The organism is Streptomyces sp. NPDC047841, from assembly GCF_040704085.1.
Lineage (GTDB): Bacteria > Actinomycetota > Actinomycetes > Streptomycetales > Streptomycetaceae > Streptomyces > Streptomyces argyrophylli.
Genome location: NZ_JBEYRP010000015.1, coordinates 1 through 18,371, shown reverse-complemented (window position 1 = coordinate 18,371; position 18,371 = coordinate 1). Strand labels below are relative to the sequence as shown.

Annotated in this window: 10 protein-coding genes; 5 read left to right on the top strand and 5 right to left on the bottom strand. The window is 74.9% G+C overall.

The window, feature by feature from the left end:
• Positions 1-29: 29 nt before the first annotated feature.
• Positions 30-1,247, bottom strand: a complete 1,218-nt coding sequence (gene lhgO / locus AB0947_RS25270) for an L-2-hydroxyglutarate oxidase (protein ID WP_366752626.1) — start codon at positions 1,245-1,247, stop codon at positions 30-32.
• Positions 1,248-1,321: 74 nt separating this feature from the next.
• Positions 1,322-2,746, bottom strand: a complete 1,425-nt coding sequence (locus tag AB0947_RS25265) for an MFS transporter (RefSeq protein WP_366752625.1) — start codon at positions 2,744-2,746, stop codon at positions 1,322-1,324.
• A 735-nt stretch (positions 2,747-3,481) separates the two neighbouring features.
• On the opposite strand from AB0947_RS25265, the gene AB0947_RS25260 reads away from it, so the two are divergent.
• Together AB0947_RS25260 and AB0947_RS25255 are read left to right on the top strand one after the other, a co-directional pair.
• A complete protein-coding gene (locus AB0947_RS25260) occupies positions 3,482-5,557 on the top strand; it encodes an asparagine synthase-related protein (RefSeq protein ID WP_366752624.1) in 2,076 nt (691 codons plus the stop codon).
• A 136-nt stretch (positions 5,558-5,693) separates the two neighbouring features.
• Positions 5,694-9,182, top strand: a complete 3,489-nt coding sequence (locus AB0947_RS25255) for a BTAD domain-containing putative transcriptional regulator (protein ID WP_366752623.1) — start codon at positions 5,694-5,696, stop codon at positions 9,180-9,182.
• Here the strand turns inward: AB0947_RS25255 and AB0947_RS25250 are convergent.
• The gene (locus AB0947_RS25250; RefSeq protein ID WP_366752622.1) at positions 9,169-11,115 is read right to left on the bottom strand and encodes a sigma-70 family RNA polymerase sigma factor; all 1,947 of its coding nucleotides are present in this window, start codon (positions 11,113-11,115) and stop codon (positions 9,169-9,171) included. The two genes, AB0947_RS25255 and AB0947_RS25250, sit on opposite strands and share 14 nt — an antisense overlap.
• 338 nt (positions 11,116-11,453) lie before the next feature.
• Positions 11,454-12,230, bottom strand: a complete 777-nt coding sequence (locus AB0947_RS25245) for a helix-turn-helix domain-containing protein (RefSeq protein WP_366752621.1) — start codon at positions 12,228-12,230, stop codon at positions 11,454-11,456.
• A gap of 376 nt (positions 12,231-12,606) precedes the next feature.
• Between AB0947_RS25245 and AB0947_RS25240 the strand changes: the two genes are divergently transcribed.
• A complete protein-coding gene (locus AB0947_RS25240) occupies positions 12,607-13,986 on the top strand; it encodes an NAD(P)/FAD-dependent oxidoreductase (protein WP_366752620.1) in 1,380 nt (459 codons plus the stop codon).
• Between the two features lie 132 nt (positions 13,987-14,118).
• Positions 14,119-15,780 (top strand): SpoIIE family protein phosphatase, encoded by a 1,662-nt coding sequence (locus tag AB0947_RS25235; protein WP_366752619.1) that lies wholly within the window; start codon positions 14,119-14,121, stop codon positions 15,778-15,780.
• Between the two features lie 230 nt (positions 15,781-16,010).
• On the opposite strand, the gene AB0947_RS25230 is transcribed toward AB0947_RS25235, so the two are convergent.
• Complete coding sequence (locus AB0947_RS25230) at positions 16,011-17,276, bottom strand: MFS transporter (protein WP_366752818.1); 1,266 nt, start codon at positions 17,274-17,276, stop codon at positions 16,011-16,013.
• Between the two features lie 134 nt (positions 17,277-17,410).
• Between AB0947_RS25230 and AB0947_RS25225 the strand changes: the two genes are divergently transcribed.
• A complete protein-coding gene (locus tag AB0947_RS25225; protein ID WP_366752618.1) occupies positions 17,411-17,962 on the top strand; it encodes a MarR family transcriptional regulator in 552 nt (183 codons plus the stop codon).
• Positions 17,963-18,371: the final 409 nt, after the last annotated feature.

Genomic DNA, 18,371 nt, shown 5'->3' with positions numbered 1-18,371 from the left:
CGACCGATTTTACGGGTGCCGACCGGCCGCTACAGCGAGCCGAGCATCGCCAGCGCCCGGCGCCCGATCTCCCGCCCGATCGGCAGCGAGGCCGTGGCCGCGGGCGAGGGCGCGTTCAGTACGTGCACCGCCCGCGGCCCCTCCCGGATCAGGAAGTCGTCCACCAGTGTCCCGTCCCGCAGCACCGCCTGCGCCCGCACCCCGGCCGGGGCCCGCACCAGATCCCCCGCCTCGGCCCCGGGCAGCAGTCTTCGCACCGCCTCCAGGAACGCCCCCTTGGACACCGACCGGCGCAGCTCGCCGGCGCCGTAGCGCCAGTGCCGCCGGGCGATCGCCCAGGACCCCGGCCACGCGACCGTCCCGGCCAGCTCCCGCGGCCGTACGACTCCCCAGCCGTACCCCTCCCGGGCGAGCGCCGGCACCGCGTTGGGCCCGATGTGCACGCCGCCGTCGATGCCGCGCGTCAGATGCACCCCGAGGAACGGGAACGCCGGGTCCGGCACCGGGTACACCAGCCCCCGCACCAGTTCCGGCCGCGCCAGCTCGTAGTACTCCCCGCGGAACGGCACGATCCGCACCCCGGGGTCGTCGCCGGTCAGCCGGGCCACCTCGTCGCAGTACAGCCCGGCGCAGTTCACGAGCACGCGCGCGCGTACGACGTCCCCGGTCGCGGTGAGCACGGCCACGCCCCGCTCCGGCCGCCGGTCCACGCGCACCACCCGGGCGCCGTACCGGATCTCCGCGCCGGAGGCCCGCGCCAGCTCGTCCGCGACGCCCACGAAGTCGCACACCCCGGTCGTATCGACGTGTATGGCGGCGAGGCCGCGCACCTCGGGTTCGTACTCGGTGATCTGCGCGGGGCCCAGCTCCCGCACCGGGATGCCGTTCTCCCGGCCGCGCTGCACCAGCGCGTGCAGCCGCGGCAGCTCGTCCCGCTCGGTGGCGACGATCAGCTTGCCGGTGACGGCGTGCGCGATGCCGTACTCGGCGCAGAACTTCACCATCTCGGCGGCGCCCCGCACCGCGTACCGCGCCTTGAGCGAGTCCGGACGGTAGTAGATCCCGCTGTGGATCACCCCGCTGTTGCGCCCCGTCTGGTGCCGCGCCGGCCCCGGCTCCTTCTCCAGCACGACCACGCGCGTACCGGGCGCGGCCCGGGTGATCGCATACGCGGTCGACAGCCCGACGATCCCCCCACCGATGACGAGCACATCACAGTCGTACGCCCCGGCCCGCACCTGCACCACCTCCGCCTCCGATAGTGCATTGCGCCACTGACAACGGCTTCAAACGCCGGGTCGCACCCCGAAGGGGCGCGGCCCTACGCCGGAGCCATCAGCAGGGGGCGGGCCCGCTCCCGCAGCTCCACCACGCGCGGCTCGTCCCCGTACGGCTCCAGCCGGTGCAGGAGGTCCTTCACGTACTCCGTCGTGCGTGCCGACGAGATCCGCCCGGCCACCTCCACGGCCCGCACCCCCTGCTCGCACGCCGCGTCGAGGTTGCCGGACTCCAGCTCGGCGACCGCGGAGACGACCAGCCGCAGTCCGTGCGACCGCACGAACTCCTCCGTCGGCTTCGACAGCGCCTGCTCGGTGAACCTGCGCACCTGGCGCGGTGCCTTCAGGTCCCGGTAGCACTCGGCCGCGTCCGCGGCGAACCGGTCGTACCCGTAGAAACCGAGCCAGGACGGGTCGTTGTCACCGGGACGGGACCGTTCCAGCCACCCCTCCGCCGCCTTCAGCGCCGCGCCGGCCGCCTGCGCGTCTCCCGCGCGCGCGTGGGCCCGCGCCTCGACCAGCCGGAAGAAGCTCATCGTCCGCGCGGTCGCCAGCCCCCGGTTCCGCTCCAGCGCGGCCTGCGCCAGGTCGACCCCCTCGTCGCCGAAGCCCCGGTAGGTCGCCTGCAACGACATGGAGGCGAGGACGTAACCCCCCAGCGGGACGTCCGCCGCCGCGCGCGCGAGCCGCAGCGCCTGGATGTAGTACCGCTGCGCGGCCTCCTGCTGCCCGGTGTCGAAGGCCATCCAGCCGGCGAGCCGGGTGAGTTCGGCCGAGGCGCCGAACAGGGCGCGGCCGACCTCGTCGGAGTAGGAGCCGAGCAGCAGCGGGGCAGCCTCCACCCGCAGGCACTCCGGCACCATCGACGAACGCCAGTCCCCGCCACCGTACTTGGAGTCCCACCGCCTGGCGTCCTCGGCGGCCTCCCGGAGCTTCTGCACATCGCTGTGGCCGACTTTGATCGGTGCGCCGGACCCCTCGACGGAGCCCGCCTCCCGCGCGACCGAGCTGTCGGCGGGGGTTATCAGCCAGCGCGAGGCGGGCGTCGCGTACGCGCTGACCGCGAACGACCCGGCGAGCGACTGCCAGATGCCGCCGGAGCCGGCGCGGCGGCCGGCGAGGTCGAGGCGGTACAGCTCCGTCGCGGACCTCACCGCCTGGCCCACGTCCCTCGGGAAGGCGAGGCCCACTTCGGGCGCGGGATCGGCGTCCGCCAGGCCGATCTCGTGCAGCGGCACCGGCCGGCCGAGCTTCTGGCCGATGGCGGCGGCGATGAGGTGCGGCGCCGCACCCTGCGGCACCATGCCCTTCGACACCCAGCGCGCCACGGACGTCTTGTCGTAGCGAAGCGTCAACCCGCGCTGCGCGCCGAGGTCGTTGACGCGGCGGGCGAGTCCCGCGTTGCTGATTCCCGCGAGGGCGAGAACGGCGCCGAGTTTTTCGTTCGGCCCGCGTTGCTCCCTGGACATGCGCCACCCCTCGACACAGACGGCTGCCGCTCTGGCATAACCACGCGGCATTCGTAAACCCAGCGTAGTTCGCCGCATCCCAAGCGTTAAGGGGCATTGTTCCGGTTGGCGGGATTGTGGTCCGTACGAAGGTCCGTTCCCTGTACGCACCGTGCACGGTGCGTCGCCGCGTGCCCCCGCACGTGTGGCCGTGCGCCCGTCCGTGCGCTCTTCCCCGGCCACCCGGGGAGCGGTTCCATGGCTCTTGCGTGGGTCGGCCCGCTGTACTGGATCCAGTGGGCTGGGGGACACCGCCGCCTTCATCCCCGCGGGTGGCGGACCGGTCCGGGAGGCGATGCCCGCCTCCCGGGCCGTGCGCGCGTGTGGGCCGCCGCGCGCTCCGCAGGCCCCTACGGAGCGTGCTCATCTCCGGTGCCCCTCCATTTAATTGGCCGAAAACCGCCCCCTGCCATCTGCGCTCAATTGCCGTTCCGACCATGCAACTTGAGGGCGCGAAGGGCGGTTTGGGGGAGCGTGCAGGGGGCGCATTCGCGCCGGGCCCGTGCGGCGTCGCCCGGTCCCCCCCACTCCGCCGACGCCGGCCGGCCGCCGACTCCCGAGGCCCGCGCCGCGTGTTCCCCTTGGTTTTCCCCCGATCGAAGGCGGTGCCGCCGTCCCTCTCCCGCGCGCCCTTCATGGCAGCATGGGGTCCGGTTCGTACGGTGCACTGTTCGTCCACAGCCTGTGGAGGCGTCGATGCGGTGGTTGGTGGGTTGGAGCAGCACCGCCGCGGGCGCCGCCGGGACCGGATCCGCCGGTGCCGTCGGATACGACGGCGAGACCCTCCACCCGGTCGGCTCCCAACTCCTGTGGGGCGACCCGGATCCGCTGTGGGCCGTCGGCGACTGGCGCCCGGACGAGGTGCGCGTCGTGCACGCCGACGCACAGCACCGGATCGCCGTCCTCGGCATCTGCGGCGCCACCGACGAGGAGCTGCGGCGCGGCCTGTTCACCGCGCGCGGGGGCGCCCTCCGCCACCTGACCACCTGGCCTGGCAGCTACACGGCCGTCGTCCAGGCCGGCCGCCGCATCACCGTCTGCGGCGATCTCGCGGGCGCTCGGCCGGTGTTCTACACCCCCTGGGCCGGCGGCACCGCCTACGCCACCGCCGCGCTGCCCCTCGCCGACCTCGTCGAGGCCAACCTCGACTTCACCCACCTCGCCGCCCTGCTCGCCGCCCCGGACGTCCCGGCCGCGCTGCGCGACAGCACCCCCTACGAGGGCGTACGGCGCATTCCGCCGGGGCACGCGCTGGTGCTGCGCGCCGGGGCGCGGGAGGTCGCCGGGTACGAGCCGGTCGCCTCCCTCGCCGTGGCCGCGCCCCCGGCCGACCCCGGCCGCGCCGTGGACGCCGTCCGGGACGCGCTGGTGGAGGCCGTCCGCACCCGGCTGTCGGCACCCCGGCACGTGCCCGACCTGGACCCCGGGCCGGTCCCCGGCATGGGCCCGGCCGAGCGGCGGGCCGCGCGCGGCATGCCGGCCCCCGGCATCGGCGCCGACCTGTCCGGCGGCCCCGCCTCCGGCACGCTCGCGCTGCTGGCCGCCGGACTGCCCGGCAGACCGGGCACGCTCCTCGGCCACGGCACGGGCGCGGGCGAACGGCTCCTCGCCGTCACGTTCAACGACCTGGCCGTGCCCGGCCGCGAGGCCGAACTCGAACGCGCCGGCGCCCTGGCCGCCGACCCCCGGCTGCACCACGTCGTGGTCACCGGCGACGAGGAGACCCTGCCGTACGCCGACCTCGAAGGCCCGCTGACCGACGAACCCGGCCCCTCCCTGGTCCTGGCGGCCCGGCACCGCGCGCGGCTCGCCGCCGGCAGCGCCGACCACTTCACCGGCCACGGCGCCCGCCAGGTCCTGGACGCCCACCCCGCCCGCCTCGCCGACCTGCTCGTGGACCGCAAACGGCGCCACCTGGTCCGGCCGGTCGCCGCGCTCGCCCGCGCGGACGGCTCCGTCATGGTCCCCGCGCGCGTGTACGGCGCGGCCCGGCGCCTCGCCCGCACCCCCTACCGGGCGGGCCTGGAGGTGCTGGCCGAACGGCTGATGCGGCGCCGCTTCGACGAGCCCAAGGGGGCGGTCGGCGCGTCCCTCGCCGCGCTGTCCTGGGCGAGACCCGGCCCGGCAGCCCGGTGGCTGACGGGGGAGGCGCTGGCTGAAGTATCGGTTCTGCTCCAGGCGGAGGCGGACCGCTCCGCGACCGGCGCACAGCGCCCCGGCGACTACCGCGCGCGTGCGGCACTCGCCCGGCACGCCGCCGACCTCCGCGTCCTGGAACAGGCCGCGGAGATCCGCTCCCAGCGGCTGCACGCGCCGTTCCTCGACAACCAGGTCGTGCGCGCCTGCCGCGCCCTCCCCGAGGCCCTGCGCGTCCAGCCCGGCGCCCGCGCCGCCATCCTCCGTACCGTCCTGGAGGGCGCCGGCGTCACCGACCTCCCGTCCGGCTGGGGCGCGCCCTCCCACGCGTCCTCGGCGGCGGCCGCGCGCGCGGGGCTGCGAGCGGCCGCCGACCCCCTCCTGGACCTCTTCGCCACACCGCTGCTGGCCGACGCGGGCCTGGTGGAGGCGCGTGTCGTCCGCAAGGCGCTGCGCTCGGCCGCGGCGGGCGAGACCCTCCCCCTGGACGGGCTGGCCGACCTCGTCTCCCTCGAACTGTGGCTGCGCCGCCTCCTCTCCCGCCGAGGCACCTGCTGGACGGGCACCCCGACCCGCTCCCGCGCGGTCCCTTCGGGGATCCAGCCGAGGCGGAGTGCGCTGACGCCGGGGGCGTGAGCGGTGGGGGCGTGAGCGGTGGGGCTGGCTCAGCCGGGGGGCGCGAGTGGCGGGGATGGCTCAGCTGCCGGGCGCCCCGCCGCCCCGGGATTCGAAATCCTGTGCCCCATTCCGCACCCCCCGCCACAATGACCAGGTGCGGTACAGAATCCTGGGCGTGACCCAAGCGGCGGACGACCGGGGCACCCCCGTACCCATCGGCGGCCGGCGCCTGCGGACACTCCTCGCCGCCCTCGCCCTCCGCCCCGGCCGCACCACCGCCCCCGACACCCTCGTCGGGGAGATCTGGGCGGACGACCCGCCCCAGGACGCCCCCGCCGCCCTCCAGGCCCTCGTCGGCCGGCTGCGCCGCACCCTCGGCCGGCACACCGTCGCCTCCACCCCGGGCGGCTACCGCCTCGAAGCGACCGAGGACGACGTGGACCTCCACGTCTTCGCCCGCCTCGCCCACAGCGGCACCCGGGCCCTCGCCGCCGGCGACCCGGCCACCGCCCACCGCACCCTCACCCAGGCCCTCGCCCTCTGGTACGGCCCGGCCCTCGCCGACCTCCCCGACCGCACCGCCGCGGCCCGCCCCGAGGCCCTGCGCCTGGAGGCGACCCGCGCCCGCGCCGCCGCGGCCCTGGACCTCGGCCGCGCCCAGGAGGCCGTACCGGAGCTGCGGGAGCTGACCTCCGCCCATCCGTACGACGAGCCCCTGCACGCCCTCCTCATCCGCGCCCTGCGGGACACGGGCCGCCCGGCCGACGCCCTCGCCGCCTACGAGACCGCCCGCCGCACCCTCGCCGACTCCCTCGGCACCGACCCGGGCCCGGAACTGCGCTCCCTGCACGCCTCGTTGCTGAAACAGGAGCCCCTGGACGCCGCCGCGCACCCGGAGACCCCGGCGCGCCCGGAGGCCCCCGCGCGCCCGGAAGCCGCCGCGCATCCGGTGACCCCGGCGCACCCGGAGGCCCCCGCGCACCCGGAGACCCCCGCCCACCCGGAGACCCCCGAGTCCGCGCACACCCGCAAGCCCCCGGCGCGTTCGTCGCACCCCGCGCCCCCGCGATGCCCCGAGCGCACCGGCAATCTCCGTCCCCGCCTGACCTCCTTCGTCGGGCGGGAACCGGAGCTGAACGCCATTCGTTCCGACCTGCACAGGGCCCGCCTGGTGACGCTCACCGGACCGGGCGGCTCGGGAAAGACCCGTCTCGCCGAGGAGGCCGCCGCACCGCTCCCCTCGGCCTGGCTGGTCGAACTCGCCCCGCTCGACCACCCGGAGGCGGTGCCCGGCGCGGTGGTCAGCGCGCTCGGTCTGCGCGAGACCGTGCTGCTGACCAACGAGCTGGCGACCCCGCAGGCCGACCCCACGGCCCTGCTGATCGAGTACTGCGCCCCGCGCAGCCACCTGCTGATCCTCGACAACTGCGAGCACGTCATCGGCGCGGCGGCCGCCCTCGCCGAGACCCTCCTCACCCACTGCCCGGGGCTCACGATCCTCGCGACCAGCCGTGAACCCCTCGGCGTCCCCGGTGAGTCGGTGCGCCCGGTCGAGCCCCTCGTCCCGGAGCAGGCGCACCGCCTCTTCGCCGAGCGCGCGAAGGCCGTCCGTCCCGACGCCGACGCGGTGCTCGGCGACACCGTGGCCGTCGCGGAGATCTGCCGCCGGCTGGACGGGCTGCCGCTCGCCATCGAGCTGGCCGCGGCCCGGCTCAGACTGCTGACCCCGCGCCAGATCGCCGACCGCCTGGACGACCGCTTCCGCCTGCTCACCTCCGGAAGCCGCACGGTCCTGCCCCGCCAGCAGACCCTGCGCGCGGTCGTGGACTGGTCCTGGGAGCTGCTGGACGAGCGGGAGCGGACGGTCCTGCGCGAGGTGTCCGTCTTCGCCGGCGGCTGGGACCTCGCGGCGGCCGAGGCCGTGTGCACCGGCCCGGCGACGGACCTGATCGGCGCGCTGGTCGACAAGTCCCTGGTGGTCGCCGCCCCGCACGACCCGGACGGCACCGGCGCCGGCATGCGGTACCGCATGCTGGAGACCATCCACGAGTACGCCACCGAGCGCGCCGCCGAGGTCCCCGGGCTGCGCGCGGCGGCCGAGCGACGCCACCGCGCGTGGGTGCGGGCGCTGGTGGAGGAGGCGGAGCCGCGACTGCGTTCGGCGGACCAGCTGCCCTGGATCGCCCGCCTGGAGAGCGAGCTGGACAACATCCGCGCGGCCCTGGACCGCGCGGTCCGGGCGGGGGACGAGGCGGAGGCGGGCGCCATCGTCCTGGCCACCGGCTGGTTCTGGTGGCTGCGCAACCACCGTCAGGAGGCGGTGGCCTGGGTGCGGCTGGTGCTCCGCCTGGGCGTCGCCCTGGACACGCTGCCCCCGGGCGCGCCGGCCGACGAGGTGAGGGCGCGGACGGAGGCCGCCGACCCGGTGGGCGCCTTCCTCGCCGCCCCCGGCGGGGAGCAAGGGCACCCGCTGCGCGAACTGCGGATGGACCTGCGCATGCTGGACCTGTTCCTCACCTCCGAGACGGACACGGAGAACCTGGCGGCCGACGAGCGGGCCCGCGAGTACCTCGCGCGCGTGCGGGCGGCCTACGAGGGCGGCGGACCGCGGGCCGCCCGGCTCCCGGGCATCATCTGGCCGCTGACCTCCTACTACCTGGGCGGTCCGACGGACATCCGCCTGCTGATGACCGAGTGCGTCGACAACTGCCGCCGCTACGGCGGCGACTGGGAGCTCGGTGTCGCCCTGATGTACCGCGCCCACGTGACCGTCGACTCCCCGGGCAATCTGCGGGGCGTCGACGAGGACCTGGCCGAGCTGCGGACGCTCACCCGGCGCGTCGGCGACCGCTGGATGCGGGCGCAGGTGTGCGGCGCGTCCGGCGAGGCGGCCATGACCCGGGGCCGGTACGACGAGGCGCGCGGCGAGTACGAGGAAGCGCTGCGGCTCGCCAACGAGGTGGGCGCCCACGCCGAGTCACCGTTCCTCATGGCCCGGCTCGCCGAGATCGCCTACCGCTCCGGCGACCGGGAGGCCGCGCTGGCCGCGCTGGACGAGGCGGGAAGGGCCGCCGACCGGTTCGCGGTACCGGAGTCCCGGGCCTTCGTCCTGCTCCTGCGCGCCCACATCGCCCTGCACGACAACCAGCACGCGCAAGCCCGCGAGCTGTACGAGGCGACGCGCGCGGTGATCCGGGACGGCACCCCGCCCCCGCAGTTCGTCGCGGCCCAGCGGATGGTCGAGGCACTCCTCGCGGCCGACGAGTCGGGGCCCGCGCACGGGCTGGCGATCCTGGCGGAGGCCCTGCGGGAGGCCGTGGACCACCAGTGCGCCGAGTCGATCACGGCCGGTCTGGTGGACGTGGCCGCCGGTCTGCTGGCCCGGCTCGGCGATCTGCCGGGCGCGCTGCGGCTGTTCGCCGCCGCGGACCGCTGGCGCGACGGCCTGGAACGGCCCGAGCCGGAGCGCGGCGAGGCCGCCCGGGTGCGTGCCGGGGCCCGCGCGGCCCTCCCGGCCGGCCGCTACGCCGCCGAGTGCGCCCGGGGCGCCTCCTTCGGCGTGGCGGACGTCCTGCGCGAGCTGGGTGCCGCGGCGGCGGCCGGCGCGGCATCCCGGGGCGGCGGCCCGGCTACCGGCAGGTGAACCGGGACTGCGCCCAGTCCGCGAGCGCCGCCCGGTCGAAGGCGTTGCTGTGCGGTTCCACCACGAGCCGTACGGTCGCGCGCCCGGTGAGGTCGACGTGGACGGGGACGGCCGGGTCGCGGCCCTTGACCATGCCGGACCGCCACAGCCGTACCCCGTCGGCGTAGACGGAGAAGGAGACCTTGCCGAGGCCGCGCGTGAGGTCGTCCACGCCGGCCAGCGCGTCGTAGGCGGCGCACCGCCGGTTGAGGACGACGGTGACGGAGGAGTCGCCGCGGACGGTGACCCCGCGCGCATACCGCTCGCCGCCGACGGACAGGCCGTACCGCTGCCACACCCAGCTGCTCTCGCCGAGCGCGATCTCGGGCCGGGTGCCGTCACCGGCGACGTCGAAGCGCAGCTCGCTCAACTCGTAGACGGTGGGCGCCGGTGGCGCAGTGGGCGTCGGGGCCGGCTTGGGCGTGGGTTCCGGTTTCGGGGTCGGCGCCGGGGCGGGGACGGGGGCCGGTTTCGGTTTCGCCGGGGGCGGCGGCACGGCGGGCGTGCGGGCGGGCGTGCCGGAGGGCGTGCCGGCGGGCGTCCGCGCCGGTTCGGGAGCGAGGGCTACGGGCTTCGGCGGGGACGTGCGGGGAGGCGGTGCGGGCGCGGGCGTCCCGGGCCGTACCACCGGTGCGGACACCGACGGGGAAGGGGCCGGTGCCGGCTGGGCGACCTCCTTCGCCGGGTGGCCGTCGTTCACCAGGGCCAGCGCGACCGCGGCGGCGGCCACCGCCACCACACCGGCCGCGATGCCGGCCTTCACCGGCGCCCCGAGTCCCTCGGAGGCCGCGGCCCCGCCCCCACCGCCCGCCCCGCCGGACGAGCCACCGGCCGCGGCGGCGGCGCCGGCAGCTCCCGCCCCCGCGCCCCCGGCCACGATCCCGAGGGCCTTGGCGTACCCGGCGGCCCCGAACCAGCCGATGACCGCGACCGGGACGACCGCCGGGATACCGCTCGCCACCTCTTCGATCTCCGCCGCCGCCAGCCGGCACCTGGCGCACTCCGCCAGGTGCTTGCGCAGCCCCCGCTCGGCGCGGACGCGCAGCTTGCGGCGGGCGTAGCCGCCGAGCTGGTCGGCGTAGCGGGCGCAGTCCTCGTCGTGGGAGAGGGCGGCGCTGACGTGCGCCTGGAGGTACGCCTGCTTGAGCCCCTCGCGCGCGCGGCTGGCGAGCACCCGGGTGCCGTTGGCGTCCAGCCCGAACAGGACGGCCACCTCGCTCGGGGACTCGTCCTCCACCTCGGTGTGCCACAGCACGGCCTGCCAGCGTTCGGGCAGCGAGCGGAAGGCCCGCATGGCCATCGACTGCTCGGCCTCGCGCAGGGCGCGGACGTCGGCGGCCAGACCGAGGCCCGCTGCGGAGGTGCCGATGAACGCGGTGTCGTCGGCGGCCTCCGGGACCTGGGCGGCCTGCTGGGCGAAGAGGGCGAAGTCGTCGACGAGTTGCTCCCGCCGGGCGGACTTCGCCCAGTGGGCGGCGACCCGCCGGACGGAGGTCAGCAGATAGGCCCGTACGGCGTGTTCCGGCCCGGAGCCGCCCCGCACCGCTTGCAGCGTCCGCGCGAACACCTCGGCGGTGAGGTCGTCGGCGGTGTGCCCGTCCCGGCAGCAGGTACGGGCGTAGCGCCGTACCGCGTCGGCGTGCCGCCGGTACAGCTCCTCGTAGGCGGAGTCGTCACCGCCGCGCATCCGCTGGATCAGCTCGGCGTCGGCGGGCGGCGTCTCCCGGCGCGGGGGCGGCACGCTCCCCTCACGCTGGGCCGGCACGTTCCCGTCTCGGGCCCCGCCGGACGGCGCCGGCCGCCCGCCTTGGTGCGGCACCTGGGGTGAGGTCAGCTCCCGGGTCTCCGCGTCCCCGTCGTCACCGCGCGACCCGTCCCACCCGTCAACGCCCATCGCGGACAGCCCCCGACCCCGGCCCAGCCCAACCCGTCAGGCGTCAGCCTGCCACAGCGAGCTCCCCCGGAAGCCCCCGCGCGCACCTCATCCACTCATCCGAGCGCACTGCCCCCGCACCGCCCCGAACACCCGTCGGAGCGCAGGCACCACAGGTGCGACCGGCACCACAGGTGCGACCGGCACCACAGGTGCGACCGGCACCACAGGTGCCACCGGCACCACAGGCGCCAACGGCACCACCCGACCGCGCCTGGCGCACGGGTGGTGACGGCGGTACCGGTGGTGCCGTCGGGGGACGGAACGCCCCCCGGAGACGAAGCCGAGGTGCGGGCCGGTTACGGCCGGGACCGCAGCCCCTCCAGCAGGATGTCCAGCAACCGCGCCGACGCCGCCGCCTGCTGCGCCGCGTCCGGCAGCGACGGCGCCGCCGTGGCGATCACCAGCAGCACGTCCCCCACGGACACGTCCGTCCGCAGCTCACCCGCCGCCCGGGCCCGGTCCACCAACTGCCCGACCACATCGAGCAGCGCCCCGGCCCCGGCGTCGTCGGCCACCGCGGCCTCCTGCGCCACGAGCCGCAGCTCACCGCTCCCCGGCTGCACCCGCTGCTGAGGCACCCGGGCCTCTCCGACGAGGCCGACCGCATCACCGGCCGTACCGGACTCGTCCGGAGCGGCGGAGTCGACCCGCAGCACCTGCGGCGGCAGCAATCGCCCCGCCCCCGACGCCACGGAGGTCCGCAGGAACCGCGACAGCGCCGACCACGGTTCGTCCTCCTGCCCGAGCGCCGCCCGGGCCTGCTCGGTCAGCCGGGCCGTCTCCTCCTCGGCGATCCGCCGGACCAGCACGTCCTTGCTGGGAAAGCGCCGGTACACCGTGCCGACCCCGACCCGGGCCCGCCGCGCCACGTCTTCCATCGGCGCGCCGTACCCCAGCTCGCCGAACACCTCACGCGCCGCACGCAGCACGTGCTCCAGATTGCGCTGTGCGTCCACCCGCAGCGGGGTCGTCCGCGCGGCGTCCGCGCGTCCGCCGCCCACCGCCGCGCTCATCGCCTTGCCGCCGGGCGCGACGGCGGCCGCCGATGCCCAATGCGTGTCCTGAACATGCATGTGTTTCCCCCGGTAATGACGTCTCCCCCCGGAGACTCCCCGCCACTGAACGCGAGGTGCGCGGAAGCGGCATCGGTCCCGACCGGATCCGCCCGTCGCGGACCCGTTCGACCACATTCCCTACACCCCGTCGACACACGAACATAGTTGAGAGGCAGTCAATTCAGAAGGGGCAGGTTCCGTACAGTGCGCCCCCCGATCGGAGTACGGGGTGTATACATCCCGATTCCTGCCCTTCGCACCCTGTCGCCCGTCCCCGCTGACCTGCCCCCTTTCGTCCCGCGCGGACGCCACGGCCGGCCGTGCGCACGCCCGGCCGCCGGTCACACAAATTGTCGGGGCTGTGGACAAACACCAGCGCCGGGTGCGTCATGGGATGGTGAAGGAACGTGCGCGCATTCTGGTTGTCGGCGGCGGCTACGTCGGGATGTACACGGCCCTGCGCCTCCAGCGGAAGCTGAGGGCCGAGCTGCGGAGGGGCGAGGTCCAGATCACCGTCGTCACCCCCGATCCCTACATGACGTACCAGCCGTTCCTCCCCGAGGCCGCCGCGGGCTCGATCTCCCCGCGCCACGTCGTCGTACCGCTGCGCCGCGTCCTGGACCACTGCCACGTCGTCGTCGGCGAGGTCACCTCCGTCGACCACGCCGTACGCACCGCCGCCGTCACCACCCTCGCCACCGCCGAGGAGGGCCGGACCGCCGAACTCCTCGGCTACGACGAACTCGTCCTCGCCCCCGGCTCGGTCTCCCGCGCCCTGCCCATCCCCGGCCTCGCCGAGTACGGCATCGGCTTCAAGACCGTCGAAGAGGCCATCGGCCTGCGCAACCACGTCATCGAGCAGATGGACATCGCCTCCTCCACCCGCGACCCGGCCGTCCGCGACGCCGCCCTCACCTTCGTCTTCGTCGGCGGCGGCTACGCGGGCGTCGAGGCCCTCGGCGAACTGGAGGACATGGCCCGCTACACCGCGCGCTACTACCACAACCTCCGCCCCGAGGACATGAAGTGGATCCTCGTGGAGGCCACCGACCGCATCCTCCCGGAGGTCGGCCCCGAGATGGGCCGCTACACCGTCACCCAGCTGCGCCGCCGCAACATCCAGGTGCTGCTGGACACCCGCCTGGAGTCCTGCGCCGACCGCGTCGCCGTGCTCAGCGACGGCCAGCGCTTCCCGACCCGTACGGTCGTGTGGACGGCCGGCGTCAAACCGCACCCGCTGCTCGCCGCCACCGACCTGCCGCGCACCGACCGCGGCCGGCTGCGCTGCACCGCCCAGCTCACCGTCGACGGCGCCGAGCACGCCTGGGCCGCCGGTGACGCCGCCGCCGTCCCTGACGTCACGGCCGCCGAACCCGGCACCGAGACCGCCCCCAACGCCCAGCACGCGGTCCGCCAGGCCAAGGTGCTCGGCGACAACATCGTCCACTCCCTGCGCGGCGAGCCCCTGGAGACGTACGCGCACAAGTACGTCGGCTCGGTCGCCTCCCTCGGCCTGCACAAGGGCGTCGCACAGGTCTACGGGCGCAAACTGAAGGGCTACCCTGCGTGGTTCATGCACCGCCTGTACCACCTCAGCAGGGTGCCCACCGTCAACCGCAAGGCCCGGGTGCTCGCCGAATGGACCCTCGCCGGGCTCTTCAAACGGGAGATCGTCTCGCTCGGTTCGCTCGAACACCCCCGGGCGGAGTTCGAACTCGCGGCCGGTGGAAAGCCTCCTCACGGCCCCTCCGACGACCCGAAGGGGTCGTCCTGACCGGACTCAGGAACTCCACGGCCCGCCCCGGCGTCTGACGGTTGTCGCCCGCCGCGGCCCGCTCCCTGCCAGACTGCCCTACGACGTCGGACGGGCGCCCGCCCGCCCTAGCACCCACGAGGCTTCCCCCAAGTGAACTTCACGCGCTGGAGCGCCCGGCTCCCCGGAACGCAGCGCCGCGCCGCCGCGCGGACCGAGACGGCGGTCTCCCCGGACCGGCGGGGGGAAGGCTCCGTGCCCGCGGCCCGCGCCGAACGGCCCGCCGACGGCACGGCCCCGGTACCCGCCGTCGACGAACTGCCCGCGCGTGACGTCCTGGACCGCGTCCCGGCCCTCGTCGCCCTCGTCCACGGCCCCGACCACCGCATCGCCTACGTCAACGACGCCTACACCACGGCCTTCGGCGCCCGCGCCACCGGCGTGGCCGCCCGCGAGGCCCTGCCCGAACTCGCCGAACTGGGCCTGCTCCCGCTGCTCGACCAGGTGCTGCGCAGCGGCAAGTCCCGCACCCTGAAGTCCCGCAAGGCCGTCGACGGCCGCTCGTACACCTTCACCTGCACCCCCGTCGCCGAGGACGGCGACCGCGACGCCGGCGGCGGTGCGGTTCTCGTCTTCGCCACGGACGTCACCGACCACGCCGAGGCCGCCGAGCGCCTGCGCGCCAGCGAGCGCCGCCAGCGCGAGACCGCCGTCACCCTCCAGCGCTCCCTGCTCCCGCAGGAACTGGAACAGCCCGACGACCTGCGCATCGCCGCCACCTACCAGCCCGGCGGCACCGAGGCCGCGGTCGGCGGCGACTGGTACGACGTGATCACCCTCGGCGGCGGCCGGACCGCCCTCGTCATCGGCGACGTCATGGGCCGCGGGGTGCGGGCCGCCGCCGTCATGGGCCAGCTCCGCACGGCCGTCCGCGCCTACGCCCGCCTCGACCTGCCCCCGCACGAGGTCCTGCAACTCCTCGACGGCCTCGCCGCCGAGATCGACGCCAACCAGATCGCCACCTGCGTCTACGCCGTCCACGACCCGAACGAGGGACGCCTGGTCTACGCGTCCGCCGGTCACCTGCCGATCCTGGTCCGCGACGAGAACGGCACGGTCTCCCGCGCCGACGAACCCACCGGTCCGCCCCTCGGCACCGGCGGCTGGATCCACTCGTCCGGCTCCATCGCCCTCGGCGCCGGCTCCACGGCCGTCCTCTACACCGACGGCCTGGTCGAGCGCCGCGACGCCGACCTGGACGAGGGCATCGCCGCGCTCGAAGGCGCCCTCGCCGGCGCGACCGGAAGCCCCCAGGTCGTCTGCGACCGTCTGGTCCGCTCTGCCGGCGTCACCGCCGACCACGACGACGACGTCGCCGTCCTGGTCCTCCAGCACCCCGCGCGGACGGGCCCCGACGGCGACCTCTTCCGCAACGCGGCCCTCGAACTCCTCGGCGGTGTGGAAGCGGCCCCTCGCGCGCGTGCCTTCGCCTCGGGCGTCCTGACCAGCTGGCGCTTCCCCGCCGAACTGCACGACCTCGGCGTCCTCGCCACCAGCGAACTGGTCGCCAACAGCCTCCAGCACGGCATCCCGCCCATGCGGCTGCGCCTGCGCCGCACCGACCGCCGCCTCATCGTGGAGGTCACCGACGGCGACGACCACCTGCCGAGGCGCCGCCGCGCCGAGCCCGGCGACGAGTCGGGCCGGGGCATCGCCATCGTGGCGACGATCGCCTCCAGCTGGGGCTGCCGCCGCACCCCGGGCGGCGGAAAGGCGGTGTGGTGCGAGTTCGTCCTGCCGAAGGCGAAGCACTGACCGGCTGCCGGACCCGCCGGCGCGGCAGCGTGGTCACCCGTCCGCCCGGTGCCGGAAGCCGATCACGGCAGACGGACCCGGCGTACCGGGCGACACGCCCGAGAGCCCCGAGGTCGGCGAGCTGCTGGACGCCGTGGACCCGCGGCCCGGAGCTCCCTCGCTCTGACTGACACGCCCGGCACATGACGACGGCCGCCACCCGGAGGTGACGGCCGTGACGCACCGCGGACTCACGCGTCCGCGGGCACCGGTCCCGTGGACGCCCCGCCCCGGGCGACCACCCGGGTCCCGCGCGCCAGCCAGGGCCGGTCCTGTACGGCGGTGAGCCGCCGACCCAGCCGCAGCGCGAGAACGGTGATCCCCAGCGAGAACAGCAGGAAGGTCACGATGTACGGCCCGTGCAGCGAGGCCGCGAGCGGACCCCCCACCGCCGGACCGACGGCCAGCGCCAACTGCTTGACCAGCGCGAACGCCGAGTTGTACTGCCCGGCCATGCCCTCCGGCGCCAGATCGGCGACCAGCGGCGCGACCGTCGGCGACAGCATCGCCTCGCCCAGACCGAACAGCGCGTACGTCGACACGAACGCGGCCGTGGCCATCTCCTGGCTGCCGTGCCCCAGCCCCGCGTACCCGGCGGCCAGCCAGGCCACGGCCCAGATCAGACCCACCGCGGCGATGACCCGGGACCGCCGGCGCCGCTCCACGAACCGCAGCACGGCGAACTGGGCGACCACGATCATCAGCGTGTTCGCGGCCAGCGCTGTCCCCAGGGCGGACGTGGATATCCCGGCCGCCTCCACGCCGTACGCGCTCAGCCCCGACTCGAACTGCCCGTAGCAGGCGAAGAAGATCACGAAGCCCAGCACGGACAGCTGCACCATCGCCCGGTTCCCGAGCAGCCGCTTCCAGCTGCCCTTCGCCGAGCCCGCCGGGGCGTCCGCCAGGCGCGGCGAGCGCGGCATCCGCACGGTCGCCAGCACGCCGACCAGCAGCAGGAACATCGCCGCCTCGATCGCGAACAGCAGCGTGAACGACGACACGCGCGTGGTGTCGACGAGGTGGCCGCCGATGAGACCGCCGACGCCCAGCCCCAGGTTCTGCAGGAAGAACTGCATCGCGAACGCACGCGAGCGGGTGTCCGCCGAGGAGCAGTCCACGATCATCGTCGCCAGCGCCGGCTGCATCACGGCCTGTCCGGCCCCGAGGGCCGCGGCGGACAGCAGCACACTCACGGCGGTGCCCGCCAGACCGAGGCTCAGCGCGCCCACGGCGGCGGTCACCAGGGCGGCGAGCAGGACCGGCAGCGGGCCGCGCCGCACGATCGCCCGGCCGGCGAACGGCAGCACGATCAGCGCGGCCACGGCGAAGACGGCGAGCACGAGACCCGCCGTCATGGCTCCCAGACCCCGCACCTGCGCCACATAGACGTACAGGTAGGGGACGGTGAAGCCCAGTCCGAACGCGCTGAGTGCGTTGCCCACGTGGATCCGGCGCATCGCTGCGCCCATCGCCCTGGTCACGTTCACCTCTCTCACTAGTTAGACCTGAAGACTTCGAAGCTAAACTTCAAGGCTAAAGACTACATGGTCAAGGACTTCAAAGCAAAGGACTCCCGTGGGATACTGCGTCCATGGCCGACACCCCCGGCGGCGTCACGGAGCCGACGCTCGAAGAACAGATCGCCGCCTACCAGCGCGAGTTCCAGGACCTGGACCCCCAGGTCGAGAAGATCGTGTCGGCGCTGTCCCGGCTGAACCGCCGGATGAACGTCGCCTACGGCCGTCAGACCTCCGCCCTCGGCATCAGCAACGCCGAGTGGGAGGTCCTCAAGGCGCTGGTCCTCTCCGGCGCCCCCTACCGCATGGGCCCCAGCGAGCTGGCCAAGCGGCTCGGCCTCACCCCGGCCGCCATGACCCACCGGATCGACCGCATGGTCACCGAGGGACTGGTCACCCGGGAGCGCGACGAGTCCAACCGCGTCCGCGTCATCGTGGAGCTGACGCCCGAGGGCCGCGAGAAGTGGCTGGAGGCGATGCGCTTGGCGACGGTCTTCGAGGAGGACCTGCTCCAGGACCTCACTCCCGCGGAGCGCGGGGTGCTCGGCGAGGTCCTGACCAGGCTGCTGCGCAGGGTGGAGCACGCCCAGCCGGACGCCGGCGGCCGGCTCAGCGACCTGGACTGACGCCCTCGGAAAAGATCTTGACAGGGGGGTGTTGACACGCCCCGGCTCGATCCGTAAAGTTCTTCGGGTTGCCGCGGAGCCGTAACGGTTCTCCGGTAGCACCTCAGCCGCCCTGAGCGGCACCTCTCATACCTTCAGCACGATCCTTCCTACGGGTTAAATTCGGCGCGCCCGAATTCAATTCGAATAGGGACTCGGCGGCCCGATTGGGAATCGCCGGGCGGATCCGCTAAGGTTTGAGACGTCGGAACGGCCCAACAGCCGCGAGGACGAACCCCGCTGACCGGGGATCAGACGCCGAAAGGATCTGATAGAGTCGGAACCGCCGGAAAGGGAAACGCGAGAGCGGGAACCTGGAAAGCACCGAGGAAATCGGATCGAGAAAAGATCTGATAGAGTCGGAAACGCA